Source organism: Phormidium sp. CCY1219 (assembly GCF_055795085.1).
This window is the reverse complement of the sequence record NZ_JAYFEQ010000270.1, coordinates 1-19,474: the sequence shown is the minus strand read 5'-3', so window position 1 is coordinate 19,474 and position 19,474 is coordinate 1. Positions and strand designations below refer to the sequence as shown.

Here is a 19,474-nt window from a genome sequence, read left to right as displayed (position 1 = left end):
GGGCGGCCAGGTTTTTCGTGAGATAAGTTGTGCCTTAAAGGGATAGGGCGCGGCGGTGGGATTGAGTTAAGAAACAGCCAGCAGAGGAAGGAATTTGAGGTTTGACAAGCAATGAAAACCAAGGAGGTCGCGATTGTGAATCCGCTTTGTAAAGTTGCGTCAATTGCCCGAAAAGCAGCGGCAAATCTGATATAATGAAAAAGTTATAAAATGTAAAAACCGCTAGCTTTTCGGGGGATGCGACAAAACTGACTCGAGTCATCGGCGCGATCGCGGCAAGGAGGGTACGCCAAAAAAAACGGGGTAAAAAATCAGGCGAGGGAAGGGTGAAACTCCTCTCTATTGTGGAAGAGAAATCCAGTAGAATAGATGCGATCGCCATTCTTCTAGATTGAACTTGCGCCATTATGCATGGGTAGCGGCAACTTCAGGGGAACCGAGCGATACTGAATTAGGGGCAAAAAGAATGAATGTTTTCTTGCATGAGGGGCAACCGGATATTTATCGAGGCTTTCAACGAGTTTTGGTGATTCAGCACCGAACCGAAACCGCATTGGAAGTGGCAGAACAGGGGCGTGCTAAAGCGTTTCAGCATCTATTGGCGACCCATTTAGCGCCAGAAGTGAACTTACCCCCCTGGGTCGATCCGCCGAGTATTTATGAAATCAAACAAATTGCCAAAGCTGAAAATGCGACCTTGGTGAGTTATTCCCTGCTGTACGACTACAATCAATTCTATCAGATGTCGCGGTTTCGGCTGGGGTTTAACTATCTCTACGCCTATGCTACAGATTTGTACGTTTGGGTAGTAACGCCCGCCGGAAAAGTCACGTTTCAGCAGGTAGACTTGCAACATTTGTGGCACAAAAAAAACACCTCCATTTCCGCCATTGTTCGCAGCGTGCGCGAGTTAATTAATGTCGGAGAAAGTGAAGCGCATTCGATGAGCTATCGCGAGCAACTGCAGTTTCTCTATCAATTGCTCATCGAACCGATCGCGGATTTATTGCCCAAAGAACAACACCATCGCGTCATTATTATTCCCCAAGACTTTTTATTTTTAGTTCCTTTTGCCGCCTTAATCGATTGCCAGGGAAAGTATCTGATCGAAAAACACACCCTCTCGATCGCCCCAGCGATTCAAGTATTAGAGTGGACGAACAAGCTGCGTAAACAGCAAAAACCGCAGAAACAACAGGGCGAAAACGGGCATAAAGCAACTCGCGACTCCTTAATTGTTGCCAATCCGAAAATGCCGCAAATTTGCCTAGAATTTGGCGAACCCCCGGTGCAACTGCTACAGCTTCCCCGGACCGAAACCGAAGCTAAAGCGATTGGCGAATTGCTGCAGACGGTGCCTTTAACCGGCGATCGCGCCACCAAAGCCGCCGTACTCGAAAAACTGCCCACCGCCGACATCATTCATCTTGCCACTCACACCTTTCTCGACGATACAGAAGTTTTGCAATGCGCGATCGCCTTGGCCCCCAGTGGCAAAAATAATGGCTTACTCACCCTCGGCGAAATCCTCAAATTGAAATTAAACGCGAAACTGTTGGTTTTGAGCGGTTGCGATATCAGTCGCAGTCACATTTGGGGGGATGGAATCGTGGCATTATCCCGTGGCTTTATTGCTGCTGGCGTACCCAGTTTAGTGATGTCTTTATGGTTGCCTCATCCCGGTTCTAACGTCAAATTTATGAGGCAATTTTATCACCACTACCAACAAAACGGAGACAAAGCAAAATCCCTGCGAATGGCAATGCTCGATACCATGCAAGCTTATCCCGAACCCCGACATTGGGCCGGATTTATGCTGATTGGAAAACCAGAATAATTGGCGAAATTTCGAGGCAATTTCGATGTTTTTTCCGCCCCACTTTAAGGAGTCAAACCGGATTCACACTCGGAATTATCCGGTGGAATGGGAATCGAAATCCGAAACTCCGTCCCCTCACCCGGTGCAGAAACGCAGTGTAATTGACCGTGATGTTTTTCCACCACCACTTGATAGGCGATCGCCAATCCCATGCCGGTGCCTTTTCCCACGGGTTTGGTGGTAAAAAAAGGGTCAAATATTCGTTTCTGAACCTCTTCCGGGATACCCACGCCATTATCGCCGATCGCGATCGTCACCCACTGGCGATCGCGCAATTCCGTGCGAATCCGAATTGCTGCATATTTCCTTGCACTTTCCCCTTGGCGGTGGATTTCTTCTAGGGCATCGATCGCATTGGTCAGGATATAGAGAAAAACCTGATTTAATTCCCCCGCAAAACACGCTACTGGCGGTACATTCCCGAATTCTTTAATAATGTTAATCTGCCCTTTTTCCAGGCGATCGCGCAAAATCAACAGGGTATTTTCCAATCCCTCGTGAATATCCACCGCTTTCATCTGCGCCTCATCCAACCGCGAAAAATTTCGCAGAGACAAGACAATTTTCCGAATGCGATCGCTTCCCCCTTGCATGGAAGAGAGCAAATGCAGCAAATCTTTCTGGATAAAATCCACATTCATCTCTTCCGACACCGCTTGAATCTCCCCTACCGGTTCGGGATAATGCTGCTGATATAACTGCAGCAGATAAAGCAAGTCTTCCATATATTCTCTAGCGTAGAGAATATTTCCCGAAATAAAACTGATGGGGTTATTAATTTCGTGAGCCACCCCCGCCACTAATTGTCCCAAACTGGACATTTTTTCGCTCTGAATTAACTGAGCTTGCGTCCGCTTTAAATCCTCCAGGGTTCGTTCCAATTTCTGCGCCTGTTCTAGTGCCGTATCTTCAAACACTTCCAGCAATTGTTCCAACGTCGCCACCTGGGATTTTAGCCGTTCGATTTCTTGATTTTTGCTGTTATTTTTCACGCAGAGTCTCCTACGATTGTCAAAATCCTTGGCACAGTTGATGGGAGTGCAAATTGTCAGGTGGGCAGTACAGAGCTGACAGTGGGAGGATGAAAAATCGTTTCTCCCACAAAAGGCAGCAGGGATAATTTCGCACTGAGGGCAAGGGGTTTAAATAAATTGGCAGTTTCGCGAGGAATGTGGTGTTTGGAGAAGAGAATAATCGCAAACAGGTCACAGGAAGAGGGCAATAACCCGCCAAATCCCAACACGGATTTAATGCCAAACGGAATCACAAAATCCCGTTGCGCCGGAATGTAAGGACTGCCCACCGCTTCTCCCACATAAAACACATTATAATTTTTCTGTTCCAGTTGCATGAATAATTCCGGATCCGGTTCGATTACAGTATCAAACTGCAAGCCAAACTGAGCGATAAGCTGGGAAAACATGGGAGATTTAGCGGCGATCGCTTGATTGGGCAGGGGAATGGCTTTATAATTTTGCGAAAGCTGTCGGTGGTTCCATGCGGGTCTTTCGCCCACCGTCGCCAGGAGGGTCAAACATTTCATCATTGGCGTACAAGGTTCCCCCGTCAACTTTGCCCGAACAAACTGGCGCAATTCCTCTGGTAATTTTTGATAGGGATGGGTTTTGAAAAAGCGCACTAAGGTACAGCATTTTTCCCCAGTGGCGGTATCTACTAAATTTTGATAGAGATAATCCACGATCGCATGGGCAACTTCTTCCATATTGGTTTTATCCTTGCCCAATCGCCGTAACGTCGCACTACAGGCGATCGTGTCACTCAGTCCAAACCGCGTTAAGTCATGCATTCCGTTTGCTAAATCCAATCGTTTTCTCAGACAAAGGTGGGACTTTTTCTAATTATTGCAAATAATTCTCAATTTTTCAATCGCATCTTGCCACTGGATGTTCGCGAAACCGCCGGCGAACCGATTTGTGCCCCGCCTTACCCCACCGATGGGCAGTATTCTCAGCCGGGAGTTAAAATCATTTCCAGGGGTGCTGTGAGTCAGTGTGGGTTGGCGAACCAACCCACCCGATCGCTACTTACCGTTTTGCATAAGCTTTCATCGGTTCTTTAATAAAGCGAATGTACAAATGCCGGAAAGTAGATTTCAGGACCCGAGGCATGCCAAAATCAATGGGAACCAAAGCCTCGGGTAATTTCCAATCCGCCACTTTTAAATCCACTGGGCGGGCGTGAGGAAAGGTAATTTCTGACAATTCCGGACATACACCCAAGCGCATCGAAGCTGCAGCAGTGGGCACCAAATGTGGTTCTACCCCGAGCAATTCTAACAAGGCGCGATCGCAGGCAAACACATCAGCAGAAGCGGCCAAAATGCCCAAATTTCGGGGTTCGCCGCCACTCGGTCCGTTGCCTTCGTGACCGATAATGCCATCCACAATCGTCAAATTCGGGTTCAGCGATCGCGCGGTTTCCACCAGCATTTCACCAAACCGATTTGCATCTTTCCCCGCTTCCATATGCCACCAGGCTTTCATTTTTCCCGGTACGCAACCAAACAGATTTTTCACCCCCAGGGTCATAGTTAACTGAACGTGAGATTTTACCTTCGGTAAATTAATCAAAACATCCGCTTCGATTGCCTCTTTTGAAAGCAACAAATGATTAAAATTATCTCCCACCGTTTCATAACGGTTGCCGTGAAATTCCACAATGGGCAGATTCAATTCTTCCACCAATTCTTGATAACCATTAGCGAAAGCAACGCCTTTAGCGCTACCAAATGCCGGACTATCTCCCAGAAAAGGCTTTCCGCCCACTTCTTGCACCATTTGAGCAATGCAGTAGACGATTTCCGGGCGGGTAACGCATTCTTTGGTCGGACGCGAACCGGTGAGCAAATTGGGTTTGAGCAGCACCCGATCGCCCGGTTTGACGAAAGCCGAAATGCCCCCTAATGGCTCGAGAAGCGTTTCTAAAGAGTGCCGCAGCGATCGCAGTTCGTAAGCATCGGCACGAATTAAACTAACCGTAGACATAGCAGTGAAGTTTCCAATCCAAACAGTTTACAATCCAGTAGTAGTTTGTTATTGTACCTTGCAATTGTAGGGGCATGGCGGTATGCCATACCCCTACAGGAGAGAATAACGATTCCGTGAATCTTTGCGGAGGGAAACTCCCTTAACCATTGACCGGTAATCGTCCAGCAGCGCCGCGCTGCATGGTTGTCACCCGCTCAACATTGGCAAACACCCCTTTCCCTTGATAGCCGGGAACCGGGGGCTTGATTTCCACTTTTACCACTTTAGCGGTACATACCGACACGGTTTCATCTATCAAATGAAAGATTAACCAAGGTTGCTGTAACATTTCGGGAAGTTGCTGCTGGAATTGCTGTGCTGGCAAGGGAATTTTAAACGAATCGCTGTGACCGCTTTCGTAATAAAAGGTCACTTCGGTAGAACTTTGAGCCTGCATTGAGGCAAATGAACCTCGGGCCATAATTGCACTCCTAATATTATCGACGATAGGTGGGATTCCGAGATGACGGAACCCGCTCCCTTCACTCTAACGCCTCACAGAATTAAGAATTAAGAATTAAGAATTAAGAAAAGATAAATTCTCAATTCTCAATTCTCAATTGTCAATTTTCAATTTTCAAATCGTGCCTGGACGAGCGCTCATTTTCTGCAAATCGAGAACCCGGGAGAGTTCTTCTTCATTCATCAGACCGCGATCGAGGACGATTTGGCGCAGGGACTTGCCGGTTTCGAGAGATTCCTTCGCAACGGCGGCGGCGTCGAGATAGCCGATGTGCGGGTTGAGGGCGGTGACGAGAGCCAAACTGCTTTCGGCGTATGCTTCGCAGCGATCGCGCTTGGCGGTAATATCCGGGAGACAGCGATCGCTGAGGGCTTGAATGGTATTGCCCAGGATTTCAATGCTGTGGATGAGATTGTAAGCAATCAGGGGCATCATCACATTCAGTTCCAACTGACCCGCTTGTGCGGCCAAAGCGATCGCGCTATCATAGCCCATCACCTGGAAACAGACCATCGAAGTCATCTCCGCCATCACCGGATTGTACTTTCCGGGCATAATCGAGGATCCAGGTTGAACCGGCGGTAACTGAATTTCCTTCAGGCCCGTATTCGGACCGGAGTCCATCAAACGCAAATCGTGGGAAATTTTCACGCAATCTTGGGCCAAATTGCGTAATGCGCCGGACATATTCACAAACGGACCCATGCTTTGCATCGCCGCCATCAAATGTAAAGCCGGTCGTAACGGAATGCGAATCAAGCCCGAGAGGACATTCACCACGCGATCGCGATACTGAGGGTGAGTATTTAACCCCGTCCCCGTAGCACTCCCGCCGATGCCGAGAATCGTCAGTTCTTTCGCCGCCGCTTCCACGCGGATGACATGTTCGGTAAGGATTTGCGCCCAAGCGCGGAAAGATTCCCCCAGACGCACCGGCACTGCATCTTGCATGTGGGTTCTGCCAGATTTAACCACATCGTGGAATTCACTAGCTTTACGATCGCAAATCGCGATCGCATCAGCCATCGCCGGATAAAGGTGACGCTGCAGTGCCAGCAAACTGCCGATCCGAATGGCTGTAGGAATCACATCATTAGTGGATTGACCGTAGTTTACCGCATCGTTGGGACTGACGCGCTGGTAATTGCCTTTTTTGTCTCCGAGTAGTTCCAGGGCGCGATTCGCCAGGACTTCATTCACGTTCATGTGATGGGAGGTGCCCGCCCCAGCTTGATAAACATCCACCACAAATTGGTCGCGTAAGGAACCCTCGAGGATTTCATCCGCCGCGCGAACGATCGCATCCCCAATGTCTTGCGGGATGCAGCCGAGTTCCGCATTGGCGATCGCCGTTGCTTTTTTAATCAGCACACAGGCATCCACATAGGTTGGCAGGGGTTTAATCCCGCTGATGGGAAAATTTTCCATTGCCCGCAGGGTTTGAATGCCATAGTACGCATCGGCGGGGATTTCCCGTTCTCCCATCGAGTCGCGTTCGGTTCTGGATTGTAAGTTGGGTTGGTCGCTCATTCTACTGTTTTTTCTGCCCTTTGTTTCACATCTTTTGATGACAATCAAAGTAATTTTACCGATCCAAGTGAGGTTTTCTCGCAGTATCCTAATTTTTAGGAGGGAGCGAAGCGATTTTCCAACCACCACAGATAAGCTATGAATCAAGTGATGTCGATTTACGAAAGACCCCTAGAATGCCGACCGGATAGCTACTGGGAATGGTACCAACTCGGCAGCGCCATGCGAGATATGCGTCGTTACGAAGACGCCCTTGCCAGCTATGACAGAGCGTTAGAGTATCAACCGCAAGATTATTGGACCTGGTATCAGATTGGCAACGTTTTGGATGAATTGGGGCGATATGAAGAAGCAGTTGCCAGTTATGACAAAGCCTTGCAAAGTAGGCCAAAAGACTATTGGGCCTGGTACGAAAGGGGCGGCAGTTTGCTCAAAAGGCAATGTTACGACGAAGCGATCGCCAGTTACGATCGCGCCTTAGAGATTCGCCCCGAGGATTACTGGGCCTGGTACGAAAGGGGCAACACCCTGGGGGATGCCAGTCGCTACTTGGAAGCGGCGCAAAGCTATGAAACGGCGATCGCCATTCGACCCGATGATTTCTGGGCCTGGTATCGTCGCGCCGACGCCTTAAACTTTGCCGCCCGGTATGAAGAAGCTGCCATCTGCTACGATCGCGCCGTGGAATTGAAACCCGACGCGGCGCGGGCCTGGTATCGCCGGGGAAAAGTGCTCGATTTGCTGGGAGATTCCCTAGGGGCGATCGCCAGTTACGATCGATCCTTGGAACTCGACCCCGAGGATTATTTCGTCTGGTACGATCGCGGGATCGCCCTGCAGGATTGCGATGCCCATGCCAAAGCCGCTGCGAGTTACGAACAAGCCAGTTTGTTGAGGCCCGAGAGTTATTGGGTGTGGTATCAACGGGGCAATGCCCTGCGTCACCTGGGGCGTTATGATGAAGCGATCGCCAGCTACGATCGCGCCTTGGAGTGTACGCCGGATTGGCAACACTGGGGAGAGGAATACGAACGCTTAACCAGTTGGGTGTGGTGTTCCCTGGGCATAGCTTTGACTCAGTTGCAGCGGTATGATGAAGCGATGAGGAGTTTTCAGAAAGCCCTGACAATTCACCACCAAGATCCGGAAATTTGGTACGAACAAGGGCGCTGTTATGCCCGACAGGGGGAAACTGAGGGGGCGATCGCCTGTTTGCAAGAAGCGATTTATATTCATCCGGATGAATACCGGGCGATCGTGGCACAAAATCCGGAGTTTGAAGGGTTGCGCGCCGACGAGCGATTTCGGTCGTTGATGTAAGGATTAATTGAATTTTATTTTATGATTGAGCGATCGCCCCTGGGGTGAAAATTTGCCCGATTGTCTCCCCAAAGCCGCACCACTCCCCTGCTGCTTTTGGGGAATGCCCCACCGGGAGGGGGATATCCAACCATCAGGAGTCTCCTTGCATCCGCTTGTTAAGATAACGTCAACACTGCGATCGCGGCAAGTCCCCCCATGACTCATCCCAATTATCCACCCGTGGAAGACGAACCCGAGGAGTATATCGCCTTGACGAACCAAGGCGTCATGCTCGTGGCACGAGGCGCGTATGATGAAGCAATGGCCAGCTTCGATCGCGCCCTAGAGTTAAAACCAGATTATTTTGCCGCGTGGCACGATCGCGGCAATTTATTGTTTGATTTGGGGCGTTATGAAGAGGCGATCGTCTGCTACGATGAGGCGATAAAAAGCCAACCGAATTTGAGTATGCTCTGGGTGGCGCGAGGCAATGCTTTGGGAAAATCAAGGCAATACGAAGCTTCGGTGGCAAGTTACGATCGCGCCTTGGAACTCTCGCCAAATAATGAGTTTGCTTGGTTTAATCGCGGGATTTCTCTGGCTTCCTTGAATCGCGCCTCCGAAGCGATCGCCTCTTACGATAAAGCGTTAGAAATTAATCCCGACAATCACGAAGCCTGGACGAATCGCGGGAATGCCCTGTTCGATTTAGAGCGCTATCAAGAGGCATTGGCCAGTTGGGAAAAAGCATTAGAATTAGAAGAAAATGACCCGATTGCATTGTTTAATCGGGGGTTTTTGTTAGAGACAATTGGGGAATACGAGCGGGCGATCGCCAGTTTTAATAAGGCGTTGAAGCTTCAGCCCAATTCTCCGGATTCTTGGATTTATCGCGGTCACGCAATGGCTTGTTTGGGACAAACTGAAGAAGCGATCGCCTCCTGGGAAAAAGCCTTAGAATTGGCACCGAATGATGAGTGGATCTGGTGCGATCGCGGCGACTTGCTCCAGAATTTAGGACGGTATGAAGAAGCGATTGCCTGTTATGAGCGCTCTATCTCTATTAATCCGCAATCTGCAGAAGCGTGGTATGCGATCGCCTGCTGTTATGCCGCACTCGGACAAGGCGATCGGGTGATGGACAATTTGCGCCAAGCCTTGCGTATAAATGCCGAAGAATATCGCCATCGCGCCTTAGCTGATGCCGGCTTTGATAGCCTGCGTCACTCGGAGCAATTTCATCGCTTAATGCGCGATCGCGAGTCGGATTCATAACCGACAACCGAGGTGACATTCTTTCGCCATTCTCAAATGCCCCGACCCCCAGGTAGGGTGAGCAATGCTCACCCTAGAGGAATTAGCGATAAGTGGAGCGCGTGCCAACTCCTTCTCGCTCTCGAGCTGGATCGGCATAAACGGTATGTTCCTCATGGCGTTTTTTACCGCCGAGACCCGCTAAACCGAGCAAACCGAATAATCCGAGTAACCCCCAAGCACCCCAGTTATCGTTGTCTTCATATTCTAGTTCGGCAACTTCTTCTCGCGGGGTTTCATAAACATCATCTACCTGAGCCGATGCCGGCAGGTTGAAAGGCAAGAACGCCAAACTAGCGCCGAGAACTCCAGCACTAATAACCTTGGAAAATTTATTGGTGAGTTTCATAAACCTATTTAAGTTCCTGAATTGTTTTGCTTGCTTTTAATTTTAAGGAATTGGTTACAGAACAGACATCAATCTGAAGAAAGATATTGGAACGGTGGGGAGATTATCTCTGAAGAAATAGGCCCAAAGAAAGACGCCGGGATTTGGAAAACTAAGGAATGGGTTGTGCGATCGTTTCCAGACATCGGGTTAGGTGCGGGGGGTAAAAGCTGCCGAAATTTATCCCTCTGTGGGAAGACAAAGCCCGGAAAAGCCACTACCCTGGATTGAGATTGCCGATGGAGGGCGATCGCCTTTGCAACCCCTTGCGATTTCGGATCGACCTTTGCTAGTGCGGATATTTTCGAGCAGACCCCAGGCAAAACATGCCTCGTCATCAAAACCGCCGAGGGAAAGGCAGGGAAAACCCAAGGAATTCCCGGGAAGGGGAATCGGTGGAACACTTGCGCCCTTCGAAAACACACTGCCTGATGAGCGCGCCGACACCTACGCCGAAGGCGGCGAGGAAGGAAACCCACAGGAGGCGAGGGAGGATCGTCGGGATTGAGGGGCGGCGAAATGCCACAGATGCGGACAATACAGACTGACAACCGCTGCATCATGGTGGGGGTTTGAGCGATCCGCGATCGCTTCGGCGTCGGCATCAGCTTTCGGTACCCCATTTTCGCGCAACGGAGAAACAATCGAGGGATCCAAGAGAAAAAATATGCTCGATTGGCAGGGAAAAAGATGTAATCCACCCAATTAATTGGTAGAGTAGTTGAACAGGAGGAATTTTGCGTCCGCGAGACCCGGGGCAACCGAAAGCACGCCCGGTGAGAAGAAGCAGGCGTGAATGCCAATCCGGCAATCCCGGTCGATATCTAGTGGAGCAAATTGATTTGCCCTGAGCCAGTGGTTCGAACGAAATATTAACCGATCGGGTTGGAAGAGTAGTGCCAGGGAGCTAACCGAAGGAGTAACGGGAAATCTGAGACTAATTGAGCCGTTTATCCGCTAGTTTGGGCAGAAATACGGACAATTTTATCAAGGTTTGTAAACGAAGTGGGTAGCGATCGCGTGCAATCTTCCCCCAGAGGAAGAGGCAATCTATGCACAGATTGCCCTTTAATTTGTGTGAACTCTTATCGTCTTGTTGTGCAGCAAAGGAGTTGGAATGTCCGACCTGATTAAGTCCGTCCTAAAATGCGATGAAAAAATCGATCTGCGCCAGTTTATCAGCGAATTACGCGGCTCAGACCAGCGGTATTTTCTGCGAAATGATATTGTACGCGCGTTTGCCGATTACTGTAGCCAACATGAAAAGGCGGGATATTTTTATAAGTCATCGTATCTTGGCAAACTGATTGACTACACCCAGGAGATTATCCTGGAAGACGAAAGCATCTGCGCGATCGTGCGATCCAAGATTGCCTCGCAGCAAGTGTTTCGGATCTGGGACGATTTAACCGTCGAACCGATGAGCATTCAAGATTTGCTCGACGTGCGCGATCGGATCGTTAACCGCTACCGACCCACAGAAGGAGATGTCCTCGAACTGGACTTCGCGCCATTTTACGACTATTCTCCCACCATTCGCGACCCCAAAAACATCGGCAAAGGCGTTCAGTTTCTCAACCGCTATCTTTCCAGCAAACTGTTCCAAGATGGGCGCAAGTGGCTCGAACTGCTCTATGAATTTTTGAACCTCCATCAATATAATGGGCAGCAACTGCTGATTAACCATCGGATTAAAAATCGGCGGGAATTGTCCGATAAAATTAAAGATGCGATCGCCTTTGTCGGCGATTTGCCCGAGGACAAACCCTACGTCGATTTTCGCTTTCAGTTGCAAGACCTCGGATTTGAACCCGGTTGGGGCAACACCGCCGGTCGAGTGGGCGAAACCCTCGAAATTCTCGACGAACTGATTGACTCCCCAGACGATGCCGTGCTCGAATCGTTCGTCTCGCGCATCCCGATGATCTTTCGCGTGGTTCTCGTTTCCGTTCACGGTTGGTTTGGACAAGAAGGAGTGCTAGGGCGTCCCGACACCGGGGGGCAAGTGGTCTACGTCCTCGATCAAGCGCGCAGTTTAGAGAAGCAACTCGAAGAAGAATTCAAACTCGCCGGATTAGACGTGTTGGGCGTTTATCCGAAAACCATCGTTTTATCCCGTTTGATTCCCAACGCCGAAGGCACCCGCTGCAACCAACGCCTGGAAAAAATACGCGGCACCGAAAACGGCTGGATTCTGCGCATTCCCTTCCGCGAATTCAATCCCAACATGACCCAAAACTGGATTTCGCGATTTGAAATCTGGCCTTATTTGGAAACCTACGCCCTAGACGCAGAAAAAGAACTCCTCGCAGAATTTGAAGGCAAACCCGATCTCGTCGTCGGGAACTACTCTGATGGGAACTTAGTGGCATTCCTCCTGGCACGTCGCCTGAAAGTCACCCAATGCAATATTGCCCATGCCCTGGAAAAATCTAAGTACCTCTTCAGTAACTTGTACTGGCAAGACTTAGAGAATCAATATCACTTTTCCCTGCAATTTACGGCTGATTTGATTGCCATGAATGCGGCAAACTTCGTCATCAGTAGTACCTATCAAGAAATTGTGGGAACCCCCGATAGCGTCGGACAGTACGAATCATACGATTGCTTCACCATGCCCGATCTGTATCATGTGGTCAAGGGCATCGAACTCTTCTCACCTAAGTTCAACGTGGTGCCCCCGGGAGTGAACGAAGCGGTGTACTTCCCCTATACCCGGACCGACGATCGCATCCTCAGCGATCGCGAACGGCTCGAGGAATTGCTGTTTACCCTGGAAGACCCCACCCAAGTGTTCGGCAAACTTGAGGATCCGAGCAAGCGCCCCATTTTCTCGATGGCCCGCCTCGACCGGATCAAGAACCTCACCGGTTTGGCAGAGTGCTTCGGTCAAAGCGAAGCGCTGCAAGAACACTGCAACCTGATTTTGGTGGCGGGTAAATTACGCGCGGAGGAATCCACTGATTCCGAAGAACTCAGCGAAATGCAAAAACTGTACAACATCATCGAGCACTACGATCTGTACGGGAAAATTCGCTGGTTGGGGGTGCGTCTCCCGAAATCCGACTCCGGCGAAATCTACCGCGTCATCGCCGATCGCCACGGCGTTTTCGTCCAACCGGCACTGTTTGAAGCCTTCGGTTTGACCATTTTGGAAGCCATGATTTCCGGTTTGCCCACCTTTGCTACTCAGTTTGGTGGACCGTTGGAAATCATTCAAGACAAGAAAAATGGGTTTTACATTAACCCGACGAACGTGGAAGAAACTGCCGAGAAAATCCTGGATTTCGTTTCCAAGTGCGACCAAAGTCCGCATTATTGGGAGGAAATTTCCCAGCGCGCGATCGAGCGCGTTTACAGTACCTACACCTGGAAGATTCACACCTCGCGCTTGCTTTCCCTCTCGAAAATCTACGGTTTCTGGAATTACACTTCTAAGGAAAATCGCGAGGATTTGTTGCGTTATCTAGAGGCGTTGTTCTATCTGATTTTCAAACCTCGCGCCCAAGCATTGCTAGATGCACACTGGCAACGGTAAGCGATCGCGCATTTAATTTTCATCCCTAGACGGTACTGGCTCCGGACTTCCTGTTCCTTGCCACAAACCATTGGGTGGACAAGCGTCCACCCAATTTTATTGCCGTTTCTCGTCGGCCAACTTCACCACTTTTCTCCAAGTGACGCCGCCAGAACTTTCCCACCTGTTAAGCGGGAAAAATTAGCTGTTTTTCTAGCAACCTATCTCCCAAATCCCATTAAAAAAATAGGATGATAGAGGCTTCTGTATCCGCCTTCAAACAGTGTCAGGTCATCCTCTCTGTCAATTGTTATCCAAACAGGGTACTTTATTCGGGGAAATCGTAAATCTACGAAATCGAAATATTGGCTATTTGTTGTTTTCGGTAAAAATATTTTAATCATCAAAAAATCTATAATATTGTTTGGATTTTATCCCCTGAATTGGCCAGAATACTCTATTTTTTGCAGAAATTTCAAAAAGGATGATTTTGATGAACGGTTCCGGCGACAGATAAAATTTAGAGAAGCAGGTGGAAAGACGCAGACATGCTTTTTCCTGGCGAGCGCCCCCTCGGATCGCCCTAATTTGCCGAAAACCCCAACCAGCCTGATAAGATTTTTCCCTGAGTTGGGTATAATCAACCTCAAGATACTCTGATGAACCTTAGAGTGTCGGCTCTGGGGAAACAACTTCCTTCCCGCTCATCGCTACGGTTATCAAGCTGTAGGGATAGATTTTGTTGGGTCAGTGGGTTAATGGAAGTTAGGGAGTAATTTGGCCATTTTGAATTATGCCCCAAGGTTGTCCGGAGTGTTGAACGAGCGGCAAAATTATTCGATTTTCGTCGATCGCCAACTCAGATAAAGATTCAGTGTAGTTGACACAAGGGTGACAATCTGATGTTCAAGAGCGTTTACAGTTTAGCTGGAATAGATAGAGGTTCCAAATGTTAGGCAAGGGAAACAGTCCGAGGGATTGTTTTCATCTGTAAGCAAGATAGAACGAGTGCATCTCAATGGTAGCGAGCGATCGCCGCTGACCATCGGTTACAAAACGCAAAAGCGGCATCTACCCTCTCTTAAATCGATCCGCACGCGCTGAGAGCCTCACATAAACTTCCCAAGTTGAATTTACGGTTTTGTAAAGTTAGGAGTTCCAAACATGGCAGGGAATAGCGGATCTAATTTATTTGTCAATTTCAATAGCGGGCAAAATCTCAGAGAGCAGATAGAGGAAGAGACCCTCCTAGGGGCGAGAAGCCAACAAGAGCCAGGCATTTTTTTAGATTTATCGCTCCAGGAAATCATTCAAGGAGAAAGCGGAGACGATACCATAATTGGTGCCCTCAGTGAAGATACCATCCAGGGGAACAGTGGGAACGACTCCTTACTGGGAAACACCGACAACGATCGCCTGAGTGGGAACGACGATGACGATACAGTTTATGGCGGTGCAGGAGACGACACCCTAGACGGAGGAGAAGGAAACGATCGCCTGTGTGGCGACTTTAGCAACGATGGCACGCCGCTTCTGGAAGGGTTCGGCAACGATGTTATCTTAGGCGGAGGGGGAAACGACGACATCGACGGCAACCAAGGCAGCGATCGCCTCGATGGCGAAGCCGGCAGCGACACCATTAATGGCGCTGAAGGCAACGATGTAGCGATCGGCGGCACAGGCAACGACCTGCTTGCCGGCGACACTGGAGACGATCGGATATTTGGCGGCGAAGGAGACGATGCGGCATCGGGTGGAGATGGCAACGACGAGATATTCGGCGAAGCCGGCAACGATTTACTCGATGGCAACCAAGGCAGCGATCGCATCGATGGAGGGATAGGCAACGACCTCCTGCGCGGAGAAAACCCAAGCGACCCCACCGCCGACCCCTTTCTCATCGGACTCAACCTCGGCGGTAGTGACGTCCTGATCGCAGGCGAAGGAGACGACACCGCATTCGGCGCACAAGGCAACGACCAAATCTTCGGCAATCAAGGCAACGACCTGCTCTTCGGCAACACTGGCGTTGACCTGATATTTGGTGGTCAGGGAATCGATACGATCTACGGCGGTAAAGACAGCGACGACATCTTCGGCGACCTCGGCAACGACCTCCTCTACGGCGACATAGGCGACGATCGCGTAAACGGCGGCGAAGGCAACGATTTGATTTTTGCCAACCAAGGCAACGACTTCACCAACGGCAACCAAGGCGACGACACCGTATATGGCGGACAAAACAACGATACCGTCCGAGGCGGTCAAGGCAACGACATCCTCTTCGGCGATTTAGGCGATGACTTCCTCTTCGGCGATTTAGGTCTCAATACCCTCACCGGCGGAGAAGGATCCGATCGCTTTGCCCTCGCCCCCGGAACCGGAGACTTTTTGCAAACCGCCACCAACTTCGTCACCGACTTTACCGATGGCGTAGACTTCCTCGAATTTACCCAAGGAACCACCTTCGAGCAACTCATCATCCGGCAAGGCGTCGGCGAAAACGCCAATAACACCGTCATTCTCGACTCCTTAACCGGCGCAATTACCGTCTTGCAGAATATCAACGTCAGCAACATTACCCGAGAAGACTTCCTTCCCCCCGAACCCCCACCGGCCCCGGAACCCCCGGCAGAAGACGGCACCCCCTTACCACCCCCCACCCTCGGACCAATCCCCACGCCACCGCAACAACCGCAACCACCGCAACCACCGCAACCACCGCAACCACCGCAACAACCGGGAACCTTGCAATTTAGTACCGCCACTTACACCGTCAACGAGAACGGCACCCCACAGATTACCATCAGTCGCGTCAATGGTACTCAAGGAGATGTCAGCGTCACCGTCAGCATTACTGGGGGAACCGCTACGGCAGGGGATGACTTTGAAAATACCAATTTCCCCCTCACGGTCAACATCCCCGATGGGCAAAATTCGGCGAGCGTGCCCCTAACCGTCATCGATGATGGTGTCGTTGACGCCAACCCCACCGAAACCGTGGAGTTGACGCTTTCCAATCCCACCAACGGAGCCACTCTCGGGGGCACCACTAGCGCCACCCTGAACATCGTCGATATCGATAACGCCGGGATAATTCAGTTTAACCAAGCCCAATACAGCCTCGACGAAAACGGCGGCACCGTCACCGTAGAAGTGCAACGAGTCGGCGGCAGTTCCGGACAGGTCACGGTTCCGTTAAATATCGGAGCCGGCACTCCCAACGCCACCCGCAATACCGACTACACCGACGATTTACCCGCTCAGATTGTCTTCGCCGATCGCGATGTCTCACCCAAGACCTACACCATTACGGGGGTTGACGATACCGCGATCGAAGGCACGGAAAACATTCAGTTATCCTTGGGCACTCCCTCCGGCACTGCAACCCTGGGCACGCCGAATAGTGCCACAGTCAGTATTTTGGATGATGATGTGCCGACGATTACCGTCAGTGCCGCCGACGATGAAGCCGACGAAGGAGACCCCACCAATACGGGTCAATTTGTGGTGTCCAGCGACCTCGCAGCTCCTGCCGGAGGGATAACGGTCAATATTGCCGCCGGGGGTACGGCAACAGAAGGCACGGACTACAGCAATATCGGCACCAGTGTCGTCATTCCAGCCGGTCAGACGACGGTTAATCTTCCCGTGGAAATTCCGGCGGCGCTTAATGATACCGATGCAGAAGGACCCGAAACCGTGGAACTCACCGTGCAACCCCCCACCAATCCCACGGATTACAACGTCGGTCCGGCACCAGATAATTCGGCCACGGTGACGATTGTCGATGATGATGTGCCTACGGTTTCGATCGCGGCGAGCAATGCCCGACTGGCAGAAAATGACCCTGCCAATACTTCCACCTTGACAGTTACCCTCACCGGGGGCATTACGGCACCCATTACCGTAGACTTGAATTTGGGCGGTTCAGCCACTCAAGGTGACGATTTCACCGTCAGCGGTACCAGCGTCACGTTTAATCCCAGCGATGTGGGTGCCGATGGCACGGCCACCAAAACCTTGAGCGTGACGCCGCAAGATGATGCGGTGCGCGAACCCAATGAAATTGCGCGGTTTCGTTTAGCTTCTGCCCCTGGGGGAGAGTATGCTCTGGCTTCCGAGCAGAATAACCAACAAGCTACTGTCACCTTTTTGGATGACGAAACCTCACAGCTCTTATTCGGGGTTGCCGATCCTCTGGCGTCGGAAGTGGGTGACGATATTACGGGCGCTTTAAATATCTCTCGCTTTGGCGGAAGTGCCAACCCTATCACGGTTAATTACGAGATCGATACCACGGTGGCGAATGCCGCAACGCCAGGGGAGGACTACGACACCAGCAGCCTCCCGGGCTTCGATCCGGTCACCAATCAAGGCAGCGTCACCATTCCGGTGGCTCAAGAGTCGGTGCCGATTACGATTAATCCGGTGGATGATGGCATTGCGGCAGGGTTGCCGAATGAGGCGCTGACGGAATTTATCGTGTTTAACCTCCTCCCGGGGACGGGTTACGAGGATCCCACAGCCATTCCGGCGGCTACGATACAACTGATCAATAATGCCTCGTAGGTTTGCCGGGATTTCTCGGTAGGGGCGATCGCGAAAGCTGATTTAGCTTTCGCGATCGCCCCGAGTTTTCGGATATCCCCATCCCTGAGCCGATGGGGAGAGCTGACGGCAATCGAGCGATCGAGTAAGATCGAAAAAGATAGCAATTATTTTGAACTGTAGCCTGGAACCGCAATCCAAATACCTATGACCTCTTCCATTCTCGTCGAAAAGACAAAGTTAGAACAGCCTCCGCGCGAGATTTGCTATCTCGGCGATCGCGCTTTGCGTCAAAATGCAAAGCGGGTCTCTCGCGTGGATGACAATGTACGCCAATTGGTCAAGGAAATGCTGCAAACCATGTACAGCGCTGATGGCATTGGTTTGGCAGCACCCCAAGTGGCGGTGCAAAAACAAATCATCGTGGTAGACTGCGACCCGGAAAACCCCGCCACTCCGCCGGTGGTGTTGATCAATCCGACGATTAAAAAATTCAGGGGCGACGATACCCTCTATCAAGAAGGATGTCTCAGCATTCCGGGGGTTTATTTAGATGTGAAACGCCCAGAAGCGATCGAAGTTTCTTATAAAGACGATCGCGGTCGTCCGAGCAAGTTAAATGTCAAAGGTCTGTTGTCCCGTTGCATTCAACATGAAATGGATCACCTCACCGGCGTGTTGTTTGTCGATCGCGTGGAAAATCAACTGATGCTGACTCAGGAGTTGGCCAAACATGGATTCTCCTCTAAAGCGGTTCAACCCTTTGCTTAGCTTTGATGCCGATATTCTCGGGTGAAGTTCTTCTGGCTCTGATTGGGTAGGAAACTTCACGCTCCCTGTTGGTAATGTTTCGACGATCACTTCACCCCTCTTGCATTAATATGGCAGTTACTCCGAAAAGTGGACTTTTTCTGGCCGCTTCTTGCATCGCCGCGATCGCAGCCGTGGGTTCGATTTTTGAACTCGCTTCTGGAAATCCGGATCTCGGTACCACGATCGATACCATTATTCTGGCTCTGAGTATTCCTGGCGCTGTGTTGTTTTTCATCGCCGCCGTGCGCGACGCCCAAGCCAACAATAAATAATGTCTCGGTGTTATCCGAGGGCAATCGCTTCCACGGTGGGGACGGGCTTTCTGCTCGTCCCCGCCGTTGTTTAGAGCCACTTTTCCCCGCACTCGCAGCCCGTCCCCCAGCTTTCATAACTATTACTTATCAGACTGATTAAGATTCCTGTGGCTGAAAACCCTTTACAAACCTTAACAATGTCGTTAATATAGGAAACATCATAACCTTGAAAACCAAATAGCAATCATAAGAACTATGACGACCACTTTACAGCAGCGCGAAAGCGCCAATCTGTGGGACCGGTTCTGCGAGTGGGTCGCTAGCACCGAAAACCGCCTTTACATCGGCTGGTTCGGCGTGCTGATGATTCCAACTCTGCTCACCGCCACCGTCTGCTACATCATCGCGTTCGTCGC

Annotated in this window: 14 protein-coding genes and 1 pseudogene; 8 read left to right on the top strand and 7 right to left on the bottom strand. The window is 50.6% G+C overall.

From position 1 onward, the window contains the following. Positions 1-466 precede the first annotated feature (466 nt). The gene (locus AC0QH1_RS03550) at positions 467-1,837 is read left to right on the top strand and encodes a CHAT domain-containing protein (protein WP_324629471.1); all 1,371 of its coding nucleotides are present in this window, start codon (positions 467-469) and stop codon (positions 1,835-1,837) included. Between the two features lie 44 nt (positions 1,838-1,881). Here the strand turns inward: AC0QH1_RS03550 and AC0QH1_RS03545 are convergent, their stop codons facing one another. From AC0QH1_RS03545 to AC0QH1_RS03525, 5 genes are all read right to left on the bottom strand, one after another. Then, a complete protein-coding gene (locus tag AC0QH1_RS03545) occupies positions 1,882-2,871 on the bottom strand; it encodes a sensor histidine kinase (RefSeq protein ID WP_324629470.1) in 990 nt (329 codons plus the stop codon). Between the two features lie 56 nt (positions 2,872-2,927). Next, positions 2,928-3,686, bottom strand: coding sequence for a hypothetical protein (locus tag AC0QH1_RS03540; RefSeq protein ID WP_324629468.1), 759 nt, complete (start codon positions 3,684-3,686; stop codon positions 2,928-2,930). A gap of 238 nt (positions 3,687-3,924) precedes the next feature. After that, the gene (locus AC0QH1_RS03535) at positions 3,925-4,884 is read right to left on the bottom strand and encodes an Npun_F2552 family protein (protein ID WP_324629467.1); all 960 of its coding nucleotides are present in this window, start codon (positions 4,882-4,884) and stop codon (positions 3,925-3,927) included. A 142-nt stretch (positions 4,885-5,026) separates the two neighbouring features. Continuing rightward, entirely contained in the window at positions 5,027-5,347 is a 321-nt protein-coding gene (locus tag AC0QH1_RS03530; RefSeq protein ID WP_324629466.1) for a hypothetical protein, read from the bottom strand. A 156-nt stretch (positions 5,348-5,503) separates the two neighbouring features. Beyond that, complete coding sequence (locus AC0QH1_RS03525) at positions 5,504-6,919, bottom strand: aspartate ammonia-lyase (protein WP_324629465.1); 1,416 nt, start codon at positions 6,917-6,919, stop codon at positions 5,504-5,506. A 138-nt stretch (positions 6,920-7,057) separates the two neighbouring features. Here AC0QH1_RS03525 and AC0QH1_RS03520 point away from each other — a divergent pair, with 138 nt between their 5' ends. Both AC0QH1_RS03520 and AC0QH1_RS03515 read left to right on the top strand, forming a co-directional pair. Further along, on the top strand, positions 7,058-8,239 hold the full coding sequence (locus AC0QH1_RS03520; protein WP_324629464.1) for a tetratricopeptide repeat protein: 1,182 nt from the start codon (positions 7,058-7,060) through the stop codon (positions 8,237-8,239). 198 nt (positions 8,240-8,437) lie between these two features. Further along, positions 8,438-9,496: a tetratricopeptide repeat protein gene (locus tag AC0QH1_RS03515; RefSeq protein WP_324629463.1), complete on the top strand. Its 1,059-nt coding sequence runs from the start codon at positions 8,438-8,440 to the stop codon at positions 9,494-9,496. A gap of 82 nt (positions 9,497-9,578) precedes the next feature. Here the strand turns inward: AC0QH1_RS03515 and AC0QH1_RS03510 are convergent, their stop codons facing one another. Then, positions 9,579-9,884, bottom strand: a complete 306-nt coding sequence (locus tag AC0QH1_RS03510; RefSeq protein WP_324629462.1) for a WGxxGxxG family protein — start codon at positions 9,882-9,884, stop codon at positions 9,579-9,581. A 486-nt stretch (positions 9,885-10,370) separates the two neighbouring features. Then, the gene (locus tag AC0QH1_RS03505; protein WP_324629461.1) at positions 10,371-10,580 is read right to left on the bottom strand and encodes a hypothetical protein; all 210 of its coding nucleotides are present in this window, start codon (positions 10,578-10,580) and stop codon (positions 10,371-10,373) included. Positions 10,581-11,040: 460 nt separating this feature from the next. Between AC0QH1_RS03505 and AC0QH1_RS03500 the strand changes: the two genes are divergently transcribed. From AC0QH1_RS03500 to AC0QH1_RS03480, 5 genes and pseudogenes are all read left to right on the top strand, one after another. Then, positions 11,041-13,461, top strand: coding sequence for a sucrose synthase (locus AC0QH1_RS03500; protein WP_324629460.1), 2,421 nt, complete (start codon positions 11,041-11,043; stop codon positions 13,459-13,461). Between the two features lie 1,143 nt (positions 13,462-14,604). Further along, a complete protein-coding gene (locus tag AC0QH1_RS03495; RefSeq protein ID WP_324629459.1) occupies positions 14,605-18,012 on the top strand; it encodes a Calx-beta domain-containing protein in 3,408 nt (1,135 codons plus the stop codon). A 186-nt stretch (positions 18,013-18,198) separates the two neighbouring features. Next, positions 18,199-18,762: a peptide deformylase gene (gene def / locus AC0QH1_RS03490; protein ID WP_324629458.1), complete on the top strand. Its 564-nt coding sequence runs from the start codon at positions 18,199-18,201 to the stop codon at positions 18,760-18,762. 110 nt (positions 18,763-18,872) lie between these two features. Continuing rightward, a complete protein-coding gene (locus tag AC0QH1_RS03485; RefSeq protein ID WP_324629457.1) occupies positions 18,873-19,076 on the top strand; it encodes a hypothetical protein in 204 nt (67 codons plus the stop codon). Positions 19,077-19,313: 237 nt separating this feature from the next. Further along, positions 19,314-19,474 (top strand): annotated as a pseudogene (locus tag AC0QH1_RS03480) (photosystem II q(b) protein); the annotation flags it as partial.